A 23,133-nucleotide genomic window follows, 5' to 3' on the forward strand; every position below is an offset into this window, starting at 1 on the left:
GGGAGCGGTCACAGCAGCACCACCGAGCGCAGGACGTCGCCCTCGTGCATCCGGGCGAAGGCCTTCTCGACGTCGGCGAGGCGGATCGTCTCCGTGACGAAGGCGTCGAGGTCGATCCGGCCCTGCTGGTGGAGGTCGATGAGCATGGGGAAGTCGCGGGACGGCAGACAGTCGCCGTACCAGGACGACTTGAGCGCGCCGCCGCGGCCGAAGACGTCGAGCAGCGGGAGTTCCAGCTTCATGTCGGGGGTCGGGACGCCGACGAGGACCACCGTGCCGGCCAGGTCGCGGGCGTAGAAGGCCTGCTCGTACGTCTCGGGCCGGCCGACGGCCTCGATGACGACGTCGGCGCCGAAGCCGCCGGTGAGCTCGCGGATCGCCTCGACGGGGTCGGTGGAACGGGAGTTGACCGTGTGGGTGGCACCCATGGTGCGGGCGGTCTCCAGCTTGCGGTCGTCGACGTCGACGGCGATGATCCGGGCCGCTCCGGCGAGCCGGGCGCCGACGATCGCCCCGTCGCCGACTCCGCCGCAGCCGATGACGGCGACGGAGTCCCCGCGGCCGACGTCTCCCGTGTTGACCGCGGCGCCGATGCCGGCCATGACGCCGCAGCCCAGCAGGCCGGCCACGGCCGGGGAGACGGCCGGGTCGACCTTGGTGCACTGGCCGGCGGCCACGAGGGTCTTCTCGGCGAAGGCGCCGATGCCGAGGGCCGGGGACAGCTCGGCCCCGGAGCCGGCCAGGGTCATCTTCTGGCGGGCGTTGTGGGTGTCGAAGCAGTACCAGGGCCGCCCGCGCCGGCAGGCCCGGCAGCGGCCGCAGACCGCGCGCCAGTTGAGGATCACGAAGTCGCCCGGGGCGACATCGGTGACGTCGGCGCCGACGGACTCCACGATGCCGGCGGCCTCGTGCCCGAGGAGGAACGGGAAGTCGTCGCTGATGCCGCCCTGCTTGTAGTGGAGGTCGGTGTGACAGACCCCGCACGCCTGGATCCTCACCAGGGCCTCGCCGGGTCCCGGGTCGGGGACGGTGATCTCCACGACCTGGACGGGCTCGTTCCTGCCGGGGGCGACGACCCCCTGGACCTGCTGCGCCATCGCAGTTCTTCCCTTCCTCGGGACAGGTGTGCACCGCATGTGTACGGCACCACCATGCCCGTGGCGGGCGATATGGGCGAGGCCCCCCGCCGGATCTTCCCGGTGGGGGGCCTCGTCGTGGTGCGGGACGGACGGGTGTCAGGCGTCCTGGCGCTCGGTGGCGAGGGTGCGGACCCGCTTGCGGACCACGAACCAGCCGCCGACGAGGGCGAGCGCGATCAGCGGCAGGCAGTTGACGGTGGTGCGGCTGATGCCGTCGTCCATCCACATGAGGACGAGGACGGAGGCGAGGAACACCAGCGTGGTGATCTGGGTCCACGGGGCCCACGGGAGCCGGTAGCCCGGGCGGGTGACGCGGCCGTCCTTGGAGCGGTACCAGAACAGCAGCGAGCAGACCATGATCATGCCCCAGGTGCCGATGATGCCGATGGAGGCGAAGTTCAGCACCAGTTCGAAGGCCTCGCCGGGCATTACGTAGTTCAGGACGACGCCGAGGACGCCGAAGCCCGCGGTGAGCAGGATGCCGCCGTAGGGCACGCCGCCCTTGTTCATGACGCCGGTGAACTTGGGCGCGGAGCCGGACATCGACATGGAGCGCAGGATGCGGCCGGTCGAGTAGAGGCCGGAGTTGAGGCTGGAGAGGGCGGCGGTGAGCACGACGAGGTTCATCACGCCCGCGGCGCCGGGGATGCCGAGCTTGTCGAAGAGCGTGACGAAGGGGCTCTCGTCGCCGGAGTAGGCCGTGTACGGCAGCAGCAGCGCGAGCAGCACCACGGATCCGACGTAGAAGAGGCCGACCCGCCACATGATCGAGTTGATCGCCTTCGGCATGATCTTCTCGGGGTTCTCGGTCTCACCGGCGGCGACGCCGCACAGCTCGACGGAGGCGTAGGCGAAGACGACGCCCTGGATGAGCAGCAGCATCGGCATGACGCCCACCGGGAAGACGCCGCCATTGTCCGTGATGGTGGACAGGCCCGGGGTGTGGCCGCCGACCTCGTGCTGGGTGACGACGAGGAAGATGCCGACGAGCATGAAGATCACCAGAGCGGCGACCTTGATGATCGCGAACCAGAACTCCATCTCGCCGAAGTACTTCACCGAGATGAGGTTGGCGGTGAGGACCACGGCGAGGGCGATGAGGGCGAGCACCCACTGCGGTATGTCGCTGAACATGGCCCAGAAGTGGGCGTAGGTCGCGGCCGCGGTGATGTCGGCGATGGCGGTCGTCGACCAGTTCAGGAAGTACAGCCAGCCTGCCGTGTAGGCGCCCTTCTCGCCCATGAACTCACGGGCGTAGGAGACGAAGGCGCCGGAGGAGGGCCGGTAGAGGACCAGCTCGCCGAGCGCGCGCACGACGAAGAAGGCGAAGACGCCGCAGACGGCGTACGCGATGAACAGCGAAGGACCGGCGTTGGCCATCCGGCCACCCGCTCCGAGGAAGAGTCCCGTACCGATGGCGCCGCCGATGGCGATCATGTTGATGTGCCGCGACTTCAGGTCCTTGCGGTACCCGGCGTCACCGGCGTCTACGTGGGGGGTGCCGGTGGCCGGAGGCCCGGCTACAGGCGTATCGGCCGCAGTCAAGGTGCGGTCACTCATGGAGGTGTTCGCCTTCGTGAGGGGATGTGCGGTACCCGGCCGGATTGCCGGCGGCCTTCCCGCGGTGGGGAGGACAGTCGCCGCGGCCGGCCTTGGGGGCGCAGAAGGCCCGAAAGGACATAGTCACGGCAACCCTGGGATTCTGGCAGTGGCCAACCTCACTCAGACACAAATCTGAGGTATTTCAGAGGTTACGACAAGGTGAAGCAAGGATGTCATGATCCTCAGGGCGCGAGTACGTCCAGCTCCTGCAGGGCCCCGACGGCGATCTCTCTGGTCAGCCGCTCGGCCCGGTCGGCATCGCCTTCGCGAACGGCCTCGGCGACCTGCACATGCAGGGTGACGGCGGCCGGGTCCGGGTCCTCGAACATCACCTGGTGGTGCGTACGGCCGGCGAGGACCTCGGCGACGACATCGCCGAGCCGGGCGAACATCTCGTTGCCGGAGGCGTTGAGCACGATTCGGTGGAAGGCGACGTCGTGCTTCAGATAGCCCTCCAGCTGGTGGCCGCGGGAGGTGGCGACCATGCCGAGCGCGCATTCGGTGAGGGCGGCGCACTGCTCGGCCGTGGCGTGGCGGGCGGCGAGCCCGGCGGCGACGGGCTCGATCGCGGAGCGGAGCACGGTCAGGGACCGCAGCTGGCGCGGGCGGTCCGCGCCGGCCAGCCGCCAGCGGATGACGCGCGGGTCGTAGACGTTCCACTCGTCGGTGGGGCGCACGGTCACCCCGACGCGGCGCCGGGACTCGACGAGGTGCATCGACTCCAGGACGCGGATCACCTCACGGACGACGGTGCGTGAGACGTCGAAGCGCTGGGCCAGTTCGTCGGTGCGCAACACGCTGCCCGGCAGGTACTCGCCTGCGGTGATCTCCAGGCCGAGGCTGTCGAGGACATGTGTGTGCAGCCCGTGGCCCTCTGTGGTCATGGGGCAAGGGTACGGGGCAACGTTCAGGAAGAAAAAGTATGACGTTTATGTCTCGGACTCTTGAATACGTCGTACCTAATAGGTTTCAGTAGCGCGACGGCTCGACGTCGGACCGATGCCCGGTCCGGCGCCGACGAAGACAGCGAGGCACCAATGAGCACTCCCCACGTCGTTGTGGTGATGGGCGTGTCAGGAACCGGCAAGACCACGATCGGTCCCCTGCTCGCCGACGCACTGGGCGTTCCCTACGCCGAGGGCGACGACTTCCATCCCGCCGAGAACATCGCCAAGATGTCCGCCGGCACACCGCTGGACGACTCGGACCGCTGGCCCTGGCTGGACGCCATAGGGGAATGGGCACACGGCCGGGCCGGGCTCGGCGGTGTCGTCAGCAGCTCCGCGCTGAAGCGCGCCTACCGGGACCGGCTGCGGGCCGCCGCCCCGGACGCCGTCTTCCTCCATCTGACCGGCGACCGTGCGCTGATCGAGCGGCGCATGGCCGAGCGCAAGGGCCACTTCATGCCCACCGCGCTGCTCGACTCGCAGTTCGCCACCCTGCAGCCGCTGCAGGAGGACGAGGCCGGCGTCTCCGTCGACGTGTCCGGCTCCCCCGAAGAAATCACCGAGCGGGCCGTCGCCGCACTGCGCCGGCTCGACAGCGCAGAAAGCTAAGGAATTCACCGTGACCCGTCTCAGCGTCGAGATGCTGGCAGCGGACGCCACCGAACCGATCACCTCGGCGGGCAACGCACAGCTCGGCATAGCCGTCCTCGCCGGCATCGCCGTCATCGTCGTGCTCATCACCAGGTTTAAGCTGCACGCCTTTCTGGCGCTGACGATCGGCTCGCTGGCGCTGGGCGCCTTCGCCGGTGCTCCGCTGGACAAGACCATCGTGTCGTTCACGACGGGGCTCGGCACCACCGTCGCGGGCGTCGGCGTGCTCATCGCGCTCGGCGCGATACTCGGCAAGCTGCTCGCGGACTCCGGGGGCGCCGACGAGATCGTGGACACGATCCTCGCCAAGGCGAGCGGACGGTCCATGCCCTGGGCGATGGTCCTGATCGCCTCGATCATCGGACTGCCCCTCTTCTTCGAGGTCGGCATCGTCCTGCTGATCCCGGTCGTCCTGATGGTCGCCAAGCGCGGCAACTACTCGCTGATGCGGATCGGCATCCCGGCCCTCGCCGGTCTGTCCGTGATGCACGGCCTCATCCCGCCGCACCCCGGCCCGCTGGTGGCGATCGACGCCATCGGCGCGAACCTGGGCGTCACCCTGGCGCTGGGCCTCGTCGTGGCGATACCCACCGTGATCATCGCCGGCCCGGTGTTCTCCAAGTACGCCGCCCGCTGGGTGGACATCGAGGCGCCCGGCGGCATGATCCCGCAGCGGGCCACGGAGGACCTGGAGAAGCGCCCGAGCTTCGCCGCCACCGTCTCCACCGTCCTGCTGCCGGTCGTCCTGATGATGTCCCACGCGCTGGTCGAGATCGTCGTCGACAACCCCGAGAACCCGCTGCAGCGGGTCACCGCGGTCATCGGCTCCCCGCTGATCGCGCTGCTCACGGCCGTCATCGTCGGCATGTTCACGCTGGGCCGCGCCGCCGGCTTCACCAAGGACCGGATCGCTACCACCGTCGAGAAGTCGCTGGCCCCGATCGCGGGCGTGCTGCTCATCGTCGGCGCCGGCGGCGGCTTCAAGACCACGCTGATCGACATCGGTGTCGGTCAGATGATCATGGACATCTCCAAGAACTGGGCCATCCCGACCCTGCTGCTGGCCTGGCTGATCGCGGTGGCGATCCGGCTGGCCACCGGCTCCGCGACCGTCGCGACCATCTCCGCGGCCGGTCTGGTCGCCCCGCTCGCCGCCGGCATGGGCACGGCCGAGACCGCGCTGCTGGTGCTGGCGATCGGTGCCGGTTCGCTCTTCTTCAGCCACGTCAACGACGCCGGATTCTGGCTGGTGAAGGAGTACTTCGGGATGAGCGTCGGCCAGACCGTCAAGACCTGGTCGGCGATGGAGACCATCATCTCGGTGGTCGGCATCGTCTGCGTACTGCTGCTGTCCCTGGTCCTTTAGCGGTCGGTCGCCGCACGGTCAGTCGTCATCCGGGTCCCACAGCGGGTGCTCCCGCCGGGCCCATGGGCGCTCGACCGACCCGGTGCGCATGCCACGGCGTGCCTCCGGGTCGGCGAGCGCCATCCTGATGTGGCCGATCAGGACGATCCCGATGGTGAGCGCGAGCCAGTCGTGCACGAACGTCGCTCCGGTACGCCACACCAGCGGGGCGAGATGCGTGAACCACATCAGCAGCCCGGTGCCGAGCATCACCAGCACCGCACCCGCGATCCAGCCGGCGTAGAGCTTCTGCCCGGCGTTGAACTTCCCCGCCGGTCGGGCCCCGGGGTCGCGGTCCCGGCGGCGCACGGCCCGCAGCCACCGGCGGTCGTGCGGCCCGAAGCGGTTCAGCCGACGCAGATCCTTGCGGAACGGACGCGAGGCCAGACCGAACAGGAACGGCACGGGCAGCAGCAGGCCCGACCACTCGTGCAGGGTCACCACGAGGTGGCGGCGGCCGACGAGTTCGGCGAGGTCGGGTACGTACAGACAGGCCGCGGTCACCACGCACAGCAGCATCAGGGCCGCGGTGGTGCGGTGCACCCAGCGCTCGGCGCGGCTGAAGCGCCGTACGCGGGCGGGCCGTTCAGACGGTCGGGGTGTCGTCGCGGCCGTTCGACCGGCCGACCCAGGCGTCGACGTCATAACCTCGCTCCTCCCAGTACCCGGGCCGCACTTCGCGGGTCAGGGAGATCCCGGAGAGCCACTTCGCGGACTTGTAGAAGTACATGGGCGCGACGTAGAGCCGCACCGGGCCGCCGTGCGCGTGGCTGAGCGGCTTGTCCTGCATCCGCAGACAGACCAGGACGTCGGAGCGGCGTGCCTGGTCGAGGGTGAGGCTCTCGCTGTACGTGCCGTCGAAGCAGGTGAACCGGATGGCCCGGGCCTCCGGCCGTACCCCGGCGGCGTCCAGCAGGGCCGACAGGGTCACACCCTCGAACGCGGTGCCGGGGACGCGCCAGCCGGTGACGCACTGGACGTCGCGCACCACACGGGTCTGCGGCAGCGCGCGCAGCGCGTCCAGGGTGTACGACCCGGGCCGCTCGACCAGTCCGTCCACGGTGAGGCGGTAGTCCGCCGCGGTCCTGCGGGGGACGGACGCGGCGACCGAGTAGTAGCGGAAGCCGCCGCCGTTGGGGAGCAGGCCGGTGAGCTTGGTGGGGTCCTTGTCGGCGACCGCGCCGAGGAACCCTTCGAGGCCGCGCTGGAGGTACGGCGCGGTGGCGACTCCGGCGGCGCCGAGGCCGAGCACGCCGAGCACGAGGCGCCGTCCGACGGGCGCGCCCTCGGAGTCAGGGGCCGCGTCCGGGTCCGCGTCCGGGGCCGGGTCCACGTCCGAGGCCGGGTCCGCGTCCGCGTCCGGGTCCGCGTCCGGGGCCCGTGGGGTGGTGGGATCCTTCACACGTCGATTCGAGCACCCGCGGCCGCCGGAATCCAGGGGCCGCGGGTGTCCGTCAGACATCCGTCACATGTGACGTCGTACGTGACCGGTACCCGAGGTCACGGGCGACCTCACGCCTTGGTGCCGGCCGGCTCCTCGGGCGCCGCGGCCTGCTCCAGCCGGAAGGCCTCGTTGCCGAGTCCGATACGGGCGTGCACCTCGGGTCGTACGGACCGCAGGACCGTGCCGTACAGCAGGCCGCCGACCAGGGCGGCGCCGACGATGCCGGGCAGGATCCAGCTCAGCGAGGAACCGGGGCCAGCGCCGATCAGGACGTCGAAGTCCTTGACCGTGTACACGGCGATCGCGACGAGCGCGAGACCGGCGAGGCCGGAGCAGACCAGGCGCCAGGCCTGCGGTCCGGCCGCGCCGCGGCGCACGAAGAAGGCGATCACGGCGAAGGAGGCCGCCGCCATCAGCAGGATCACACCGAGCGCCCCGATGTTGCCCATCCAGGTGAACAGGCGCAGCACCGGCGTGGTCGGGTCGCCGGCCGGCATCCCGTCGGTGACGGCGAAGGCCCCGATCACCAGGACGGAGACCACGGACTGGAGCACGGAACCGGTGGCGGGGGCGCCGCTCGCCTTGTTCGTCCGGCCGAAGCCGGCCGGCAGCAGTCCTTCGCGGCCCATGGCGAACGCGTAGCGCGCGACGACGTTGTGGAAGCTGAGCAGTGCCGCGAACATGCCGGTGACGAAGAGGACGTGCAGGACGTCGGTGAAGGTGCCGCCGAGTCGGCTGCCGGTGAGGGTGAACAGCAGCCCGGGGCCCTCCTTGGCCGCCTGTCCGGTGATGGAGCCGGGACCGGTGGCCACGGTCAGCGCCCAGGCGCTGAGCGCGAGGAACAGCGCCGCGTACCCGACGGCGAGGAACATCACGCGTGAGACGACGACCTGGGGGCGGCTGGTCTCCTCCGCGTACACCGGGGACTGCTCGAAGCCGACGAACGCGGCGATGCAGAAGCACAGCGCGGTGCCGAGGCCCGCGCCCGTGAGGGTGTCCGGGTTGAAGGCGCTGAGCGAGAGGCCCTCCGGTCCCGGTTCGGCGATGGCCGCGATGTCGAAGATGACGACGAGCGCGCACTCGACGACGAGGAGCACGCCGAGCACCCTGGCGTTGAGGTCGATCTTCAGCCAGCCGAGCACGGCGACGATCGCGGCGGCCGCGAGCGCCGGGACCCACCAGGCGACGGTCAGACCGAGATGGGTGGCGAGCAGCCCGGCGACCTCGAAGCCGAGGATGCCGTAGATGCCGACCTGCATCGCGCTGTACGCGACGAGGGCGACGAGCGAGGCGCCGGCGCCCGCGGTGGGGCCGAGGCCCCGGGCTATGTACGCGTAGAAGGCACCGGCGTTGTGGACATGGCGGCTCATCTCGGCGTAGCCGACGCTGAACAGCATCAGCACGACGCCGAGGATCACGTACAGCAAGGGCTGGCCGACGATGCCCATCACACCGAAGACGGTGGGCATGACTCCGGCGACGACCATCAGCGGTGCGCTGGCGGCGAGCACCGAGAGCAGCAGACCCGGGGTGCCGAGCCGGTCGGCGCGCAGCGCGCGTTCCTGCCCTTTGTAGGTGTTGATGTCGCTCGTGCTGGTGGCGCTCGTTCTGGTGTTGCTCGTGCTCGAACTGGCCGGCGGCATGGCGGGGCGGTCCCTTCGGGGATGGTCGTTCAGGTGGTGCCGAGCGCTGCGGCGCGCGCGGCCTGGAAGGCGTGGTGCGGGTCCTGGTCCGGATAGGACCAGGGGGCAGGGGTGGCGTGGGCGCCGATGCGGTGGAACAGGGCGGCGGCCTCGGCGGAGCGGCCCTCGCAGTACTTGGCGTGGGCGAGGAAGTTGAGGTCGACGCGGTTGCGGGGGTGGTCCTCGCGCTCCCATTCCAGCCACCAGTCGAAGGCGGCCTTCATCACCTGTCGGGCGCGGCGGCCGGACCAGTGACCGGAGGCGAGGGGATCGGCGGGTTCGCTGCCGGCGGCGGCCAGCACCCGGTAGCGCTCGGCGTGCGCGACGACGGGGAGCACGGCCAAGGGGGAGTCGGCCGGGGCCTGTTCGGCGGCCCAGGAGGCGAAGTCGTACACCTCGTGCAGCGGGTCCTGTCCGGCGGCGGCGTGGCGTTCGGCGAGTCTGGCGACCATCAGATGGTGGGCGTGGTGGTGTTCGGGGTGCCGGACCCGTACCTCGTCGAAGAGGTGGACGACCTCTTCCTCGGTGCCGAGGGTGCGGGCGAGGAGGAGCTGCGCGAGCCACGGGGTCGGGTCGTGCGGAGCGAGTTCGGCGGCGGCCAGGCAGGCCGTACGGGCCGTCTCCGGACGTTCCCGGCCGCCCAGCGCCGCGTGCACGCCGGCGCAGGCGAGGAGCATGGTGGCGTCGGGGCTGGCGGGCTCGGCGAGCAGCCAGTCGCTCGCCCAGGCGGCGCTCGACCGGGGTTCGCCGAGGACGACGAGACGGTGGCCCCGGCGGTCCCAGTCGTCGCCGGTCGCGACGAGCAAGGAGCGTGCGGCTGCCCAGCGGCCCTGGGCCAACTGGCCGCGGGCGGCTATGAGTTCGGTGTCGTCGAGCGCCGAATCGAAGGGGTGGCCGGAACGCCCGGCACGGCGGCGTCCGCGGCCGAGCGGGGGTGGAGGCGGAGGTGGGGGCACCCGCGTGCTTCTTTCACATCTCTCACATCTGGATGTGACCGAGTGGTCGCGCACAGCAAAGCGGTAGGCATGGCTCCACGTCAAGAGCGGTTTGCGGTACGGGTCGGCACGCGCGAACACCCGGTGCCGAAACGATGGTTGGGCCTGTCTTCTATGCTGCCCGGATGAGCGAGGACGAGCCCCTCAAGCCGTATCTGCTGGCCTTCCCCGGACCGGTGCGCGACCGGCTGGTCGCCGCCGTCCTCTCCGGGGAGAAGGTGTCCACCACCGGGCTGCTGGCCGAGTACGAGGCGGAGGACGAGGACCTGCCCGAGGCGGGCGAACGCTGGGGCCTGATCGACTCGGCGGGGCGCGAGGTCGCGGTGCTGGAGGTGACGGAGGTCCGCGTGCTGCCGCTGGCCGGGGTGGACCTCCGGCACGCTCTCGACGAGGGCGAGGGCCACCTGACGGTCGCCGCATGGCGCTCGGCCCACGAACGCTTCTGGCACAGCCAGGAGATGCGCGAGGCCCTGGGCGCCCCGGACTTCACGGTCGACGACACGACCATGCTGGTGGCGGAACGCTTCCGCGTGGTGCGCCGCCTGGACGTGGCCTAGCCACGCTCCCGGCGGCGCACGGGCCGGCCCGGAGTGCGGTCCGCGCACCCCGGGTCCGGCCGCGGGTCAGGACCTGTCCCTCGCCGCACGCGGAGGTCACCGGCGTCAGGGCGACCGGCGTCAGGCGACCGCCTCGGCCGCCGCCCGGCCCGCGGCGCGGCCGGAGAAGATGCAGCCACCGAGGAAGGTGCCTTCGAGCGACCGGTAGCCGTGGACGCCTCCGCCGCCGAAGCCCGCCGCCTCGCCCGCCGCGTACATCCCCGGCAGCGGCTCGCCGCCCTCCGTGAGGACACGGGAGGACAGGTCCGTCTCCAGGCCGCCGAGGGACTTCCGGGTCAGGATGTTGAGCCGTACGGCGATGAGCGGCCCGGCCGCGGGGTCGAGGATGCGGTGCGGGGACGCGGTGCGGATGAGCTTGTCGCCGAGGTACTTGCGGGCCCCGCGCATCGCCGTGATCTGGAGGTCCTTGGTGAACGGGTTGGCGATCTCCCGGTCTCGGGCGGTGATTTCGCGGCGCAGCGCGGCCTCGTCGATGAGGGGCTCCTTGGTGAGCGCGTTCATCCCGCGCACCAGTGCGCCGAGGTCCTTCTCGACGACGAAGTCCGCTCCGTTGTCCATGAACGCCTTGACCGGGCCCGGCACTTCGGCGCGTGCCCGGTCGATGACGCCGCGCACGGACCTGCCCGTCAGGTCCGGGTTCTGCTCGGAGCCGGAGAGCGCGAACTCCTTGCCGATGATGCGCTGGTCGAGGACGAACCAGGTGTAGTCGTAGCCGGACCTGGTGATGTGCTCCAGCGTCCCGAGGGTGTCGAAGCCGGGGAAGAGCGGTACGGGCAGCCGCCGTCCGCGCGCGTCCAGCCAGAGCGAGGAGGGACCGGGCAGGATGCGGATGCCGTGCCGGGCCCAGATCGGGTTCCAGTTCTCGATGCCCTCGGTGTAGTGCCACATGCGGTCGCGGTTGATGTGCCGGGCGCCGGCCGTCTCCGCGATGCCGAGCATCAGCCCGTCGACATGGGCCGGGACACCGGACAGCATCTTCTCGGGCGGGGTGCCGAGCCGCTCGGGCCACTGGGCGCGGACGAGGTCGTGGTTGCCGCCGATGCCGCCGGAGGTGACGACGACGGCCTGGGCGCGGAGTTCGAAGGACCCGGCTACCTCGCGGCTGCTCGCACTGCCGCGCTCGGCGTCGGACGGCTGAAGGATCTCGCCGGTCACGGTGTCGACGGCCCCGGCCGTACGGCTGAGGCCGGTCACCCGGTGCCGGAAGCGCAGGTCGACGAGTCCGCGTGCGACGCCCTCACGGACCCTGCGCTCGAAGGGCTCGACGAGGCCCGGGCCGGTCCCCCAGGTGATGTGGAAACGCGGCACGGAGTTCCCGTGCCCGTTGGCGTCGTAGCCGCCGCGCTCGGCCCAGCCGACGACCGGGAAGAACCTGACGCCCTGCGCGTGCAGCCAGGACCGCTTCTCACCGGCGGCGAAGTCGACGTACGCCTCGGCCCAGCGGCGTGGCCAGTGGTCGTCCTCGCGGTCGAAGCCGGCGGTGCCGAGCCAGTCCTGGAGGGCGAGGTCGTGGCTGTCCTTGATGCGCATCCGGCGCTGTTCCGGCGAGTCGACGAAGAAGAGGCCGCCGAAGGACCAGTGGGCCTGTCCGCCGATCGACTGCTCGGGCTCCTGGTCGAGCAGGATGACCCTGCGCCCGGCGTCGACGAGCTCCGCGGTGGCCACGAGGCCCGCCAGTCCTGCCCCGATCACGATGACATCGGTGTCGTACGGCATGGGTCACGTCCTTCTCGGAGCGGCGGGCTGTCGGATGGCTCCGATCTTCTGTACGCGGCGGTAACTCGTCAACAGTTCGGCCCGCACGACGGCCCGGTGATTTCATGGCCGCATGAGCACCGCTTCCCGTCCGGAGCCGCATCCGGAGTCCCGTCCGGGGCCGAATCCCGCCTCGGGCCCCGCCTCGGGCCCCGCCTCGAGCCCCGCTTCTGGCCCCGCTTCTGGCCCCGCCGACGAGATCCTCGACATCGTCGACGAGAACGACGAGGTCATCGGCCAGGCCCCGCGCGGCGAGGCGTACGCACGCGGTCTGCGCCACCGCTGCGTCTTCGTCCAGGCCCGGGACGCGCGGGGCCGGATCTTCGTGCATCGCCGCACCCCGACGAAGCTCGTCTTCCCGTCCCTGTACGACATGTTCGTCGGCGGTGTCGTCGGCGCGGGCGAGTCGTACGACGACGCGGCGCTGCGCGAGGCGGAGGAGGAGCTGGGCGTCGCCGGACTCCCCCGCCCCGTACCGCTCTTCACGTTCCTGTACGAGGCCCCGGACTGCGACCCGGACGCGATCCCGCAGACCTGGTGGTCCGCGGTGTACGAGGTCCGCTGCGAGCTGCCGGTGCACCCGCAGGCCGAGGAGGTCGCCTGGCACGCCTTCCTCCCGGAGTCCGAGCTGGTGGCGCGGCTCGGTGAGTGGCGGTGGGTACCGGACGGCCTCGCCGCGTACGAGCGGCTCCGCGGCCTCCGGTCGCCCGCGCGGGGGCACGGCGGCGCCCGCCCCACGGGGCAGTAGGCTGCGGCGGGTGAGCGATTGGGTACGGAGTCTGCGGCTGTGGTTCGCGCCCGGGCGGATTCGGGACGAGGGCGAGACGCCCGACTACCGCTTCTCCCTCGCCAATGAGCGCACCTTCCTCGCCTGGATCCGGACCGCGCTCGCGCTCATCGCCGGAGGCTTCGCCGTCGACCAGTTCCTCCCCGATCTGCGGTGGGGTGTGCGGGTGGGGCTGTCGCTCGCGCTGATCGGGGCGGGAGTGCTCTGCGCGTTCCGGGCGGTCAATCACTGGGTGCGGTGCGAACGGGCGATACGGCGCGGCGAGGATCTGCCCGTGTCGCGCTTCCCCTCGGTCCTGGCGCTGGTCGTGGCCGCCGTCTCGGTCACCATGGTGGTGGTCGTGGCGTGGGGGCGCGGGTGAGTTCCGCTCCCGCGGTGCGAGATCCGGGGCTGCAGCCGGAGCGGACCCGGCTCGCGTGGCGCCGGACGACGCTCGCGTTCACGGTGGCGGCGGTGCTGGCGGCCCGGCAGGTCGTGCACCGACAGGGGCTCAGCGGGAGCGATGTCGTCGCCTTCGCGCTCAGCGCGCTGGTGTGGCTCGCGTTCCTGTCGCTGGCGCACCGGCGCATCAGGGCGATGGCCGTGCTCCGGCCGCCGGGCGCGATGCCCTTGGGCCAGGCGCTCGCCGCGACCGCCTGCACGCTGGCGCTCGCCGCGTTCGCCGTCGCGATCGTGTGGTGAACCGTCTCGATCGTGTGGTGAACGGTCGCGATCGTGTGGTGAGCCGCTGCCCGAGGGGTGTCAGTCCTCCCCGTCGAGGGTGACGACGATCTTTCCGCGGGTGTGGCCCTCCTGACTGAGCCGGTGTGCGTCGGCCGTCCTCTCCAGCGGGAAGGTGCGGGCCACATGGACGGAGATGATCTCCTCCTCGGCGAGTTCACTCAGCCGGTAGAGGTCCGCGGTGTTCGGCCGCACGAAGACATAGCGTCCGCCGAGTGCGGTGACCGCGGGGTCGGCGATGGAGGCGAGCCTTCCGCCGTCGGCGAGCAGCTCCGCCGACACGGTCAGGGCCTCGCCGCCCACACTGTCGAGGATCGCGTCGACACCGCCGGGGGCCAGGGCCCGTACCCGCTCGGCCAGCCCCTCGCCGTAGGTGACCGGCTCGGCGCCCAGATCGCGCAGATGCTCGTGGGAGTGCTCACTGGCCGTGCCGATGACCCGTGCGCCGAAGTGGCGGGCGAGCTGCACGGCGATCGATCCGACCCCACCGGCGGCGGCGTGCACGAGGAGGGTGTCGCCGTGTCCGACGCCGAGCGCCTGGGTGAGCACCTGGTACGCGGTGAGCCCGGCCAGCGGCAGTCCGGCCGCCTCCTCGAAGCTCAGGTTGCGCGGTTTGCGGGCGAGGGTGCGGACCGGGGCGGCCACGTACTCGGCGAAGGTGCCGTGGCAGAGGAGGTCCTCCCGGACGTAGCCGATCACCTCGTCACCGACGTCGAACTCCGGGACGGAGGCACCGGTCCGGGCGACGGTCCCGGCGACGTCCCAGCCGGGGACCACCGGGAAGACGGCGTCGAGGACGGGGTCCAGGTAGCCTTCGCGGCACTTCCAGTCGACCGGGTTGACGGCCGCCGCCCGCACTCTGACGAGGACGGCGTCCGGGCCGACCTTGGGCTCCGGCAGTTCGCCGTACTCCAGGACCTCGGGACCGCCGTAGCGGCGGTAGCTGATCGCCTTCATACGTCCGACCCTCCGGCCCGCCCGGGGCTTGCGCAAGCCGGAGCGGCCCGCGCCCACGCGATGCCCTCACACGGAGTCACCACGCGGGCGGCGCAGCGACAGAAGCCGGGACAAAGGGGCATTCCGGACTAGCGTGGGGTCGGCCGGTACACCCGGCGCCTCGATCCCTCCCGAACCACCTCGAAGGTGAGCGACATGACCGTTCTCCACCAGGAACACCCCACTCATGAGCACGCCCACGGACCGGGCTGCGGGCACACCGAGATCGTGCACGGCGATCACATCGACTACGCGCACGACGGTCATCTGCACCGGTCGCACCAGGGCCACTGGGACGAGTGCGAGCCGGGCGGGCACGTCGCCCACGACGAGCACGCCCATCAGCACGGCGAGGGCTGCGGGCACGTGTCCGTTCGCCATGGCGACCATGTCGACTACGTGCACGACGGACACCGCCACGCCGCGCACGACGGGCACTGGGACGATCACTGACGGGCCCGCTTCCGCGCGGCGTCGGCCGACTGGCAGGCTGCCCCGTCAGTCGACCACGAGCTCCGGGAGTCGCGGTGCCCGCCACCGACCCGTACGCCGTCCGCCTCGCTCCCTCCGTGCACGCCTATGTGCAGCCGGACGGCGGCTGGTGCCTCAACAACGCCGGGTTCGTCAGTGACGGGGAGTCCACGCTGCTCGTGGACACCGCCGCCACCGAGGAGCGGGCCCGGCTGCTGCGCGAGGCGCTCCTGGCGACCGGCGCGCCCCTGCCGCGTACGCTCGTCAACACGCACCACCACGGCGATCACACGTACGGCAACGGTGTGTTCACGCCCGAGGCCGTCGTCGTCGGTCACGAGTCCTGCCGGCAGGAAGTGATCGCGGCCGGGCACCAGCTCCATCTCATCTGGCCGGAGACCGACTTCGGGGACATCAGGATCACCCCGCCCGGCACGACGTACGGCGAGCGTCTGACGCTCCGCGCCGGCGGGACGGAGGTCCGGCTGATCCACCCCGGCGCCGCCCACACCGTCGGTGACACGATCGTCCATCTCCCGGAGCACGGGGTCGTCTTCACCGGCGACCTGATCTTCCAGGGCGGCACGCCGTTCATCCCCATGGGCTCGCTGAGCGGCTCGCTGCGCGCGCTCGGGCTGCTGCGTTCCCTGGACGCCGGGACGGTCGTCCCGGGCCACGGCCCGGTCACGGATCCGTCGGCGTACGACGCGACGGAACGGTATCTGCTGTACGTCGCCGAACTCGCCGAGGCCGCGCGCGCCAAGGGCCTCACCCCGCTGGAGGCCGCACAGGGCGCGGACCTCGGGGAGTTCGCCGCGCTGCGGGAGAGCGAGCGGCTGGTGGCCAATCTCCATCGCGCGTACGCCGAACTGGACGGGCTGCCGGAGGGCTCACCGCTGGACATCGCCGCGGTCTTCGGGGACCTGACGGTGATGAACGGCGGCGTTCCGGTGGCATGTCACGCGTGACGGGCGACGCGTGACGCGTGACGGCGTTCGGTGACATGTCACGCGTGACGGGCGGGGCGTGACCGACGCGGGCGAGCCCCGTGCGGCCGGTGACCCGGCGCGGCATGCGGGGGCGTTCACCGGCGCGGGGCGTTCACCAGCGCGGGACGGGCGCGCTCTTCCATTGTGGCTGCGCCTTGCGCATGGCGGCCGCGTCGTCGCGGTCGCGCATCGTGCCGTCGTCCTCCAGCCAGCGCCGGTGCAGCACCTCCAGCCGCTCGCGGTCCAGTGCGACACCGAGGCCGGGCGCGTCGGAGACGGTCAGCCGGCCGTTCCTGAAGACGTGGCGGCTGGTGATGACGTCCTCGGTCTGCCACGGGTAGTGGCTGTCGCAGGCGTGCCGGAGGTCCGGGACGGTCGCGGCGACATGCGTCATCGCGGCGAGGCTGATCCCCAGATGGGTGTTGGAGTGCATCGACAGCCCCACCCCGTACGTACGGCAGATCGCGGCCAGTTCACGGGTCTTGTGCAGACCGCCCCAGTAGTGGTGGTCGGACAGCACGATCTGTACGGCGTCCCGGGCGAAGGCTTCCGCGATCTCGGGGAACGTCGTCACGCACATGTTGGTCGCCAGCGGCAGCTCCGTGGCCGCCGCGACCTCGGCCATCCGGTCGATCCCGGACGCCGGGTCCTCCAGGTACTCCAGGACTCCCTTGAGCTCCTCCGCGACGTACAGCGACGTCCCGACGGACCAGGCGCCGTTCGGGTCGAGCCGCAGCGGCCGGCCGGGAAAGGCGTCGGCGAGCGCCCGGATCGCGGCGATCTCCCGGTCGGGTTCGAAGACACCGCCCTTGAGCTTGAAGGAGCCGAAGCCGTGTTCGCGCTCGAACCGGCGCGCCTGTGCGACGACTCCCGCCGGGTCGAGCGCGGCCCCCCAGTCGTCCGCCTCGCCGCCCTCGGGGTGGGCGGCCCAGCGGTAGAAGAGATAGGCGCTGTACTCGACGGAGTCGCGGACCTTGCCGCCGAGCAGGGCGTGCACGGGCAGCCCCAGCGTCTTGCCCAGGGCGTCCAGACAGGCGACCTCGAAGCCGGAGACGACCGAGAGCCTGAGTTTGTCTGCGGTCTGGACACCTCGCAGTCCGCCCGCGTCCACCCGCTCGTCAACGGCCCCTGAATCGCCGCACACCTCGTCCGCGAGGCCGAAGAGTCCGTTCAGATCGGTGACCGAGCGGCCGGGCAGCGCCTCGGCGAGCGGCCTGGCCGGCTCCAGGTACTTCCCGTCGCCGTAGGTCTCTCCCACGCCCGTCACCCCGCCTCGCGTGACGACCTCCACGATGAGTCGCGGGGTGTACGGCTGGTGGACGCCCTGGGTGTTGAGGAGCGGTGGATCGGCCATGAGGATCGGAGTGAGCCGGACCGTGTCGACAGTCAGCGCAGCAGTTGTATCCATACGTGAACTCTATTCAAGAATACGATCCTGAGGCCAGAGCACGGAGCACGCTTTCCCTCACCGCCCTGGACGACATACCGACTGGTCGGTCATCATGAGTGGAACCGATCTGCCGCCCCACCGGAGGTACCCGATGAGCTCAGTCCACCCCCCGGGCCTCGATCCCGAAGCGCTGCGCGGCCATCTGGAGCGCGAGCGGCCGGGCCTGGTGAGCGGACCGCTGAGCGCCCGGTTGATCCAGGGCGGCCGTTCGAACCTCACCTACGCCGTCACCGACGGCACCCACCGGTGGGTGGTCCGCCGGCCGCCGCTCGGGCATGTGCTCGCCACCGCCCATGACATGAAGCGTGAGCACCGGGTCATCAGCGCGCTGCACCCCACGGCCGTGCCGGTGCCCGAGCCGGTGCTGCTGTGCGAGGACGAGTCCGTGCTCGGTGCGCCGTTCTACGTCATGGAGTTCGTCGAGGGCACTCCGTACCGTACGGCCGAGCAGCTCGCCCCGCTCGGGCCCGAGCGCACCCGCAACGCCCTGCTCGGCCTCGTCGACACGCTCGTCGAACTGCACGCCGTGGACCCCGGATCGGTGGGCCTCGGCGACTTCGGCCGCCCTGAGGGCTTCCTCGACCGGCAGCTGCGCCGCTGGGGCAAGCAGCTCGACGCCTCCCGGGGCCGCGACCTCGCCGGGATCGACGAGCTGCACGCCGCCCTCGGCCGCGCGCTGCCCACCTCCCCGGCGCCCGCCGTCATCCACGGCGACTACCGCCTCGACAACGTCCTGGTCGGCGACGACGACCGGATCAGGGCGATCCTCGACTGGGAGATGTCGACGCTCGGCGATCCGCTCACCGACGTCGGACTGCTGGTGATGTACAGCCAGAAGCTGGAGCTGCCCGACTCCCCCATCAGCACGACCGCGGGGGCCGCGGGCCATCCGGACTCCGCCGAACTGGTCGAGCGCTACGCCGCCCGGTCCGGCCGGGACGTCTCCGCCATCTCCTGGTACACGGCGTTCGCCTGGTTCAAGCTCGCCGTGATCCTGGAGGGCATCCACTACCGCTACACCCTCGGCCAGACCGTCGGCGCCGGCTTCGACCGGATCGGCGATCTCGTCCCCGTTTTCATCGAGCACGGCCTCACCACTCTCCAGGAAGGCTGATCACCCCATGGACTTCGCATTCGACGCCCGTACCGAGGAGCTGCGGGCCAGGCTGCTCGCCTTCATGGACGAGTACGTCTACCCGGCCGAGGCGGTCGAGCACGAGCAGCGCGCGAAGCTCGCCTCGCCGTGGGACACCCCGGCGATCATGGACGAGCTGAAGGCCGAGGCCCGTGAGCAGGGCCTGTGGAACCTCTTCCTGCCGGACGCGGAGCACGGCGGTGGCCTGACCAACCTCCAGTACGCGCCGCTGGCCGAAATCACCGGCCGCAGCCCGCACTTGGCCCCCACGGCCCTGAACTGCGCGGCGCCCGACACCGGCAACATGGAGGTGCTGGCCCAGTTCGGCAGCGAGGAGCAGAAGAAGCAGTGGCTGGAGCCGCTGCTGGCCGCGGACATCCGCTCGGCCTTCGCGATGACCGAGCCCGAGGTGGCCTCTTCCGACGCGACCAACATCGAGACGCGGATCGAGCGCCGGGGCGACGAGTACGTCATCAACGGCCGCAAGTGGTACATCTCCGGTGCGATGAACCCGAACTGCCGGATCTTCATCGTGATGGGCAAGACCGATCCGGACGGGGACGACATCCGGCGCCAGCAGTCGATGATCCTCGTCCCGCGCGACACCCCCGGCGTCGAGGTCCGGCGCGCCATGCAGGTGTACGGGTACGAGGACCACTCCCACGGCGGCCATGCGGAGGTGGTCTTCAACGACGTCCGCGTGCCGGCGTCGAACCTGATCGGCGAGGAGGGCGGCGGTTTCGCGATCGCCCAGGCGCGGCTCGGACCGGGCCGCATCCACCACTGCATGCGGCTGATCGGCATGGCGGAGCGGGCGATCGAGCTGATGTGCCGCCGCGCCGTGTCCCGTACCGCCTTCGGCAAGCCGATCGCCCAGCAGGGCGTGGTGCAGAACTGGATCGCGGACGCCCGGGTGACGGTGGAGCAGCTGCGGCTGCTGGTGCTGAAGACCGCGTGGCTGATGGACACGGTCGGCAATCGCGGTGCGCACACCGAGATCCAGGCGATCAAGATCGCCACGCCTCGTGCGGTCGTGGGCATCCTCGACAGGGCGGTGCAGGTGCACGGCGCCGGCGGGGTGAGCCAGGACTTCCCGCTGGCCGAGCTGTGGGCGGGGGCGCGGACGCTGATGCTGGCGGACGGGCCGGACGAGGTGCACCAGCGGTCGCTGGCGCGGCGTGAGCTGAAGAAGTACCTGTAGCCGTCCGGTAGCTGTGGGCCGTCCCGGGGCCTTCGCCGCCCCCGGACCCCGGTCAGGGGCGCAGTGCCCTGAGCAGCAGGTCGGCGAGGTGGTCGGCGACCTGCTGCGGGGTCAGCGGTCCGTCCGGGCGGTACCAGGTGGACAGGTGGTGGACGGAGCCGAAGTGGTAGTCCACCACCAGGTCAGCGGGGGTCGCGTCGGAGAACACTCCGCTGTGCTGCCCCTCCTCGATGAGGGCGCGGAAGCGCTCGTGGTAGTGCCTGCGTTCCGCGCGGACCTGCTTGTTCTTCTCCGGGCTGAGGTGGTGCATGGAGCGGAAGAAGATCGCCGCGTCGTCGAGGTTGTCGATCGTGGTCACGACGACGTCGGCGGCGGCGGACCGCAGCCGCTCCTCGACGGGCGCGTCCGCGTCCGCGAAGGCGTCGAGGCGCTCCTGCTGGAGCCTCAGCACCCGTGAGTAGACCTCCTGGAGGAGGTCCTCCTTGGAGCCGAAGTAGTGGTAGAGCGCGCCTTTGGTGACGCCGGCCGCCTCGACGATCTCCTGGACGGACGTGCGGTCGTACCCCTGCTCGGCGAAGAGCCGGGTGGCGGCGGCCAGCAGCCTCTGGGGGACGGGGGTGCCGTTCCCGTCCGTCGTCCTGGCCATTGCCGCCACCCGCCTTTCGCTCGGAATCGACTTCTCGTTCCTCGTGTCTACGACCGGGAACGCAGTTCCCGCCTGAGGATCTTCCCACTAGTCGTCTTCGGCAGCTCGTCCAGGATCTCGACCTGCCGTGGGTACTTGTACGCCGCGAGGCGGTCCGCGCAGTATCCGGCGAGTTCGTCGGGCCCGACGGAGGCGCCCGGGCGGAGGCTGACGTACGCCTTCACGGTCTCACCGCGGTAGGAGTGCGGGACGCCGACGACGGCCGCCTCGCGGATCGCGGGATGGGTGTAGAGGACGTCCTCGACCTCACGCGGCCAGACCTTGAAGCCCGAGGCGTTGATCATGTCCTTCTTGCGGTCGACGACGTACAGCCAGCCGTCGGCGTCCATGAAGCCGATGTCCCCGGTGCGCAGCTCGCCCTCGGGGAAGGCGGTGGCGGTGGCGTCGGGCAGCTGCCAGTAGCCGGGCACGACCTGCGGTCCGCGGACGGCGATCTCGCCGTGCTCGCCGAAGGGCACCTCGTCACCGCTGTCGTCGAGGATCCGTACGACCGTGTCGGGGCCGGGGATGCCGACGGAGAGGGTGCCGGAGGCCGGGTCGACCGGGGCCTCGCGCTCCGGGGGTACGGACGCGCAGGGCGCGGTGCATTCGGTGAGTCCGTAGCCGTTGCGGATGTACGGGCCGAGGCTCGCGCGGAACTTCTCGACGAGGGCCGGCGGCACGGGCGCGCCGCCGGAGGATATGACGTCGAAGGAGGCGAAGTGGCCGGGGGTGACGGCGGGGTGGGCGGCCAGCGCCATGAAGGCGGTGGAGGGGCCGACGGTGTAGGCGGGCCGGTGCTCGGCGAAGGCGTCGAGCACGACGCCGGCGTCGAAGCGGTAGGCGAGGGCGAGGGTGCCGGCGTTGGCGACGCAGGCGGCGAGCTGGCAGACCATGCCGGTGATGTGGAAGAGCGGGGCGAGGGCGAAGTAGCAGGCGCCTTCGGGGACGGGGTGGCCGGTGCGCTGGCGTTCGGCGTTGTAGGTGATGCCGCCGTGCAGGTTCATGGCGCCCTTGGGGGTGCCGCTGGTGCCGGAGGTGTAGCTGATCAACGCCACGTCGGCGGCGCCGAGTTCACGGCCCTCGGGTGCGGCCAGGCCGGCCCGGGCGGCGGTGAGGAGGTCGTCGGTGTCGTGGGGCGCGGGCAGCCGTTCGAAGCCGAGGACGCGGTTGTCGTCGCGGGACTGCAGGTCCAGTTCGCAGGCGGTGACGGCGAACCGCAGGGGCGAGGCCCCGGCACTCTCGCGCAGATACGTCTCCCAGGCGCGGTCCGAGCAGATCAGCGCCGTCGCGCCCGAGTCCTTGAGGACGTGGGCGACCTCGGAGGACTTGTACATGGGGTTGAGCGGGACGACGGTGGCCCCGGCCTTCCAGGCGCCGAGGAGGGCGAGCACGAAGTGCGGGGTGTTCTGGAGCATGAGCGCGACCCGGTCGCCGCGTGCGATGCCGCGGGCCGCGAGGGTGCCGGCGACGGAGTCGGACAGCTCGTCCGTCTCGCGGTAGCTGAGGCGTCCGTCGAAGTAGGCGAGGGCGGTGTGGTCCGGGGCCCGTTCGACGGCGGCGCGGAAGGAGTGCACGACGGTCGCGGGAGGGCGCACGGGTGCCCGCTGGGCTTCGGTGAGCTGGGAGAGCCAGGGCCGGGCCGCGTAGGGGGACGCGCTCACTCGCCGGCCTCTTCCCACTTCTGCTGGAGGTGGTTCATGCCGGCCAGCCAGCGGTCGGGCTCTGCGGCGCGGGCCTGGTGGAAGCCGGCGACCTCGGGGTGGGGAAGGATGAGGAAGCGGTCGGCCTCGATGCCTGCGAAGAGGGCGTCGGCGACGTCCTCGGGCTCGATGGCGCTGGGGGCGAGGACGAGTTCGCCGGCCGAACCGGCCGCGGTGAGCATGTCCGTACGGACGCCCTGCGGACAGATGGCGTGGACCTTCAGGCCTCGGTGACGGTAGGTCAGCGAGAGCCATTCGGCGAAGGCGAGCGCGCCGTGCTTGGTGACGCTGTACGGGGCCGCGCCGATCATGGTGAGCAGTCCGGCCGCGGAGACGGTGGAGACGAAGCGGCCGCTGCCGCGCTCCAGCCAGTGGGGCAGCAGGGTGCGCGCCGCCCGTACGTGTGCCATGACGTTGACGTCCCAGGCGGCGGCCCAGACGTCCTCACCGGCGAATCCGTCTCCGGGCGAGGCGAGTCCGGCGTTGGCGCAGTAGATGTCGACGGTGCCGCCGAGCGCGTCCCTGGCCTCCTCGACGACGGCGGACGCGTCGCCGGGGACGGCGAGGGCGCCGATCTCGTCGGCTATGGCCTTGGTCCTGCCGGGGTCGATGTCGTTGACGGCGACGCGTGCGCCCTCCGCCACGAAACGCCGGGCGAGGGCGGCGCCGATTCCGCCGCCCGCGCCGGTGACCACCACGTTCGCGCCCTGCACCGTGCTCATCGGACCTGCCTCTCCGTTGCGGCTCACTCAAGACGGC

23 protein-coding genes are annotated in these 23,133 nt (G+C 71.3%); 10 read left to right on the plus strand and 13 right to left on the minus strand.

Annotated elements, in window-relative coordinates; genetic code table 11:
* Positions 1-8: 8 nt before the first annotated feature.
* From OG766_RS06645 to OG766_RS06655, 3 genes are all read right to left on the minus strand, one after another.
* On the minus strand, positions 9-1,097 hold the full coding sequence (locus OG766_RS06645; protein WP_266375480.1) for an S-(hydroxymethyl)mycothiol dehydrogenase: 1,089 nt from the start codon (positions 1,095-1,097) through the stop codon (positions 9-11).
* A gap of 138 nt (positions 1,098-1,235) precedes the next feature.
* Positions 1,236-2,699 (minus strand): amino acid permease, encoded by a 1,464-nt coding sequence (locus tag OG766_RS06650; RefSeq protein ID WP_328724761.1) that lies wholly within the window; start codon positions 2,697-2,699, stop codon positions 1,236-1,238.
* A 224-nt stretch (positions 2,700-2,923) separates the two neighbouring features.
* Positions 2,924-3,625 carry a FadR/GntR family transcriptional regulator gene (locus tag OG766_RS06655; protein WP_266375476.1) on the minus strand — a complete coding sequence of 234 codons (702 nt, stop codon included), beginning with the start codon at positions 3,623-3,625 and terminating at the stop codon, positions 2,924-2,926.
* 153 nt (positions 3,626-3,778) lie between these two features.
* On the opposite strand from OG766_RS06655, the gene OG766_RS06660 reads away from it, so the two are divergent.
* Both OG766_RS06660 and OG766_RS06665 read left to right on the plus strand, forming a co-directional pair.
* Positions 3,779-4,297 (plus strand): gluconokinase, encoded by a 519-nt coding sequence (locus OG766_RS06660; RefSeq protein ID WP_266375474.1) that lies wholly within the window; start codon positions 3,779-3,781, stop codon positions 4,295-4,297.
* A gap of 10 nt (positions 4,298-4,307) precedes the next feature.
* Positions 4,308-5,705 (plus strand): GntT/GntP/DsdX family permease, encoded by a 1,398-nt coding sequence (locus OG766_RS06665; RefSeq protein WP_328724763.1) that lies wholly within the window; start codon positions 4,308-4,310, stop codon positions 5,703-5,705.
* 18 nt (positions 5,706-5,723) lie between these two features.
* Here the strand turns inward: OG766_RS06665 and OG766_RS06670 are convergent, their stop codons facing one another.
* From OG766_RS06670 to OG766_RS06685, 4 genes are all read right to left on the minus strand, one after another.
* Positions 5,724-6,389, minus strand: a complete 666-nt coding sequence (locus OG766_RS06670; RefSeq protein ID WP_328724764.1) for a cytochrome b/b6 domain-containing protein — start codon at positions 6,387-6,389, stop codon at positions 5,724-5,726.
* Entirely contained in the window at positions 6,331-7,146 is an 816-nt protein-coding gene (locus OG766_RS06675) for a molybdopterin-dependent oxidoreductase (protein WP_443045453.1), read from the minus strand. The genes OG766_RS06670 and OG766_RS06675 overlap by 59 nt, the downstream gene beginning before the upstream one ends.
* A 110-nt stretch (positions 7,147-7,256) precedes the next feature.
* A complete protein-coding gene (locus tag OG766_RS06680) occupies positions 7,257-8,831 on the minus strand; it encodes an APC family permease (protein ID WP_328724765.1) in 1,575 nt (524 codons plus the stop codon).
* Positions 8,832-8,860: 29 nt separating this feature from the next.
* Entirely contained in the window at positions 8,861-9,826 is a 966-nt protein-coding gene (locus OG766_RS06685; protein ID WP_328724767.1) for a hypothetical protein, read from the minus strand.
* A 164-nt stretch (positions 9,827-9,990) separates the two neighbouring features.
* Here OG766_RS06685 and OG766_RS06690 point away from each other — a divergent pair, with 164 nt between their 5' ends.
* Positions 9,991-10,422 (plus strand): ASCH domain-containing protein, encoded by a 432-nt coding sequence (locus OG766_RS06690; protein WP_266375464.1) that lies wholly within the window; start codon positions 9,991-9,993, stop codon positions 10,420-10,422.
* Between the two features lie 120 nt (positions 10,423-10,542).
* On the opposite strand, the gene OG766_RS06695 is transcribed toward OG766_RS06690, so the two are convergent.
* Entirely contained in the window at positions 10,543-12,198 is a 1,656-nt protein-coding gene (locus tag OG766_RS06695) for an FAD-binding dehydrogenase (protein WP_266375462.1), read from the minus strand.
* A gap of 112 nt (positions 12,199-12,310) precedes the next feature.
* Here OG766_RS06695 and OG766_RS06700 point away from each other — a divergent pair, with 112 nt between their 5' ends.
* The 3 genes from OG766_RS06700 to OG766_RS06710 are packed head-to-tail and all read left to right on the plus strand — an operon-like array spanning position 12,311 to position 13,705.
* A complete protein-coding gene (locus OG766_RS06700; protein WP_328724769.1) occupies positions 12,311-12,985 on the plus strand; it encodes an NUDIX hydrolase in 675 nt (224 codons plus the stop codon).
* 10 nt (positions 12,986-12,995) lie between these two features.
* A complete protein-coding gene (locus OG766_RS06705; protein WP_328724770.1) occupies positions 12,996-13,385 on the plus strand; it encodes a YidH family protein in 390 nt (129 codons plus the stop codon).
* A gap of 14 nt (positions 13,386-13,399) precedes the next feature.
* Complete coding sequence (locus OG766_RS06710) at positions 13,400-13,705, plus strand: DUF202 domain-containing protein (RefSeq protein WP_423247166.1); 306 nt, start codon at positions 13,400-13,402, stop codon at positions 13,703-13,705.
* A gap of 60 nt (positions 13,706-13,765) precedes the next feature.
* Here the strand turns inward: OG766_RS06710 and OG766_RS06715 are convergent, their stop codons facing one another.
* Positions 13,766-14,701, minus strand: coding sequence for an NADP-dependent oxidoreductase (locus OG766_RS06715; RefSeq protein WP_266375454.1), 936 nt, complete (start codon positions 14,699-14,701; stop codon positions 13,766-13,768).
* A 195-nt stretch (positions 14,702-14,896) separates the two neighbouring features.
* Here OG766_RS06715 and OG766_RS06720 point away from each other — a divergent pair, with 195 nt between their 5' ends.
* Positions 14,897-15,193: a hypothetical protein gene (locus OG766_RS06720; RefSeq protein ID WP_266375452.1), complete on the plus strand. Its 297-nt coding sequence runs from the start codon at positions 14,897-14,899 to the stop codon at positions 15,191-15,193.
* A 74-nt stretch (positions 15,194-15,267) separates the two neighbouring features.
* Positions 15,268-16,179 (plus strand): MBL fold metallo-hydrolase, encoded by a 912-nt coding sequence (locus OG766_RS06725; RefSeq protein ID WP_328724771.1) that lies wholly within the window; start codon positions 15,268-15,270, stop codon positions 16,177-16,179.
* Positions 16,180-16,312: 133 nt separating this feature from the next.
* Here OG766_RS06725 and OG766_RS06730 read toward each other — a convergent pair whose 3' ends face one another.
* Positions 16,313-17,608: a glucarate dehydratase family protein gene (locus tag OG766_RS06730; RefSeq protein WP_266375448.1), complete on the minus strand. Its 1,296-nt coding sequence runs from the start codon at positions 17,606-17,608 to the stop codon at positions 16,313-16,315.
* A gap of 133 nt (positions 17,609-17,741) precedes the next feature.
* Between OG766_RS06730 and OG766_RS06735 the strand changes: the two genes are divergently transcribed.
* Positions 17,742-18,764, plus strand: coding sequence for a phosphotransferase family protein (locus OG766_RS06735; RefSeq protein WP_328724773.1), 1,023 nt, complete (start codon positions 17,742-17,744; stop codon positions 18,762-18,764).
* A gap of 7 nt (positions 18,765-18,771) precedes the next feature.
* Positions 18,772-19,986, plus strand: a complete 1,215-nt coding sequence (locus OG766_RS06740; protein WP_328724774.1) for an acyl-CoA dehydrogenase family protein — start codon at positions 18,772-18,774, stop codon at positions 19,984-19,986.
* 52 nt (positions 19,987-20,038) lie between these two features.
* Here OG766_RS06740 and OG766_RS06745 read toward each other — a convergent pair whose 3' ends face one another.
* Genes OG766_RS06745 through OG766_RS06755 form a run of 3 tightly spaced genes read right to left on the minus strand, consistent with a single transcriptional unit; the run spans position 20,039 to position 23,096 of the window.
* Positions 20,039-20,632 (minus strand): TetR/AcrR family transcriptional regulator, encoded by a 594-nt coding sequence (locus OG766_RS06745; protein ID WP_266375442.1) that lies wholly within the window; start codon positions 20,630-20,632, stop codon positions 20,039-20,041.
* A 47-nt stretch (positions 20,633-20,679) separates the two neighbouring features.
* A complete protein-coding gene (locus OG766_RS06750) occupies positions 20,680-22,335 on the minus strand; it encodes an AMP-binding protein (protein ID WP_266375440.1) in 1,656 nt (551 codons plus the stop codon).
* Entirely contained in the window at positions 22,332-23,096 is a 765-nt protein-coding gene (locus OG766_RS06755) for an SDR family oxidoreductase (RefSeq protein ID WP_266375438.1), read from the minus strand. The genes OG766_RS06750 and OG766_RS06755 overlap by 4 nt, the downstream gene beginning before the upstream one ends.
* Between the last annotated feature and the right edge of the window lie 37 nt (positions 23,097-23,133).

It is taken from the genome of Streptomyces sp. NBC_00259, assembly GCF_036181745.1.
GTDB lineage: Bacteria > Actinomycetota > Actinomycetes > Streptomycetales > Streptomycetaceae > Streptomyces > Streptomyces pratisoli.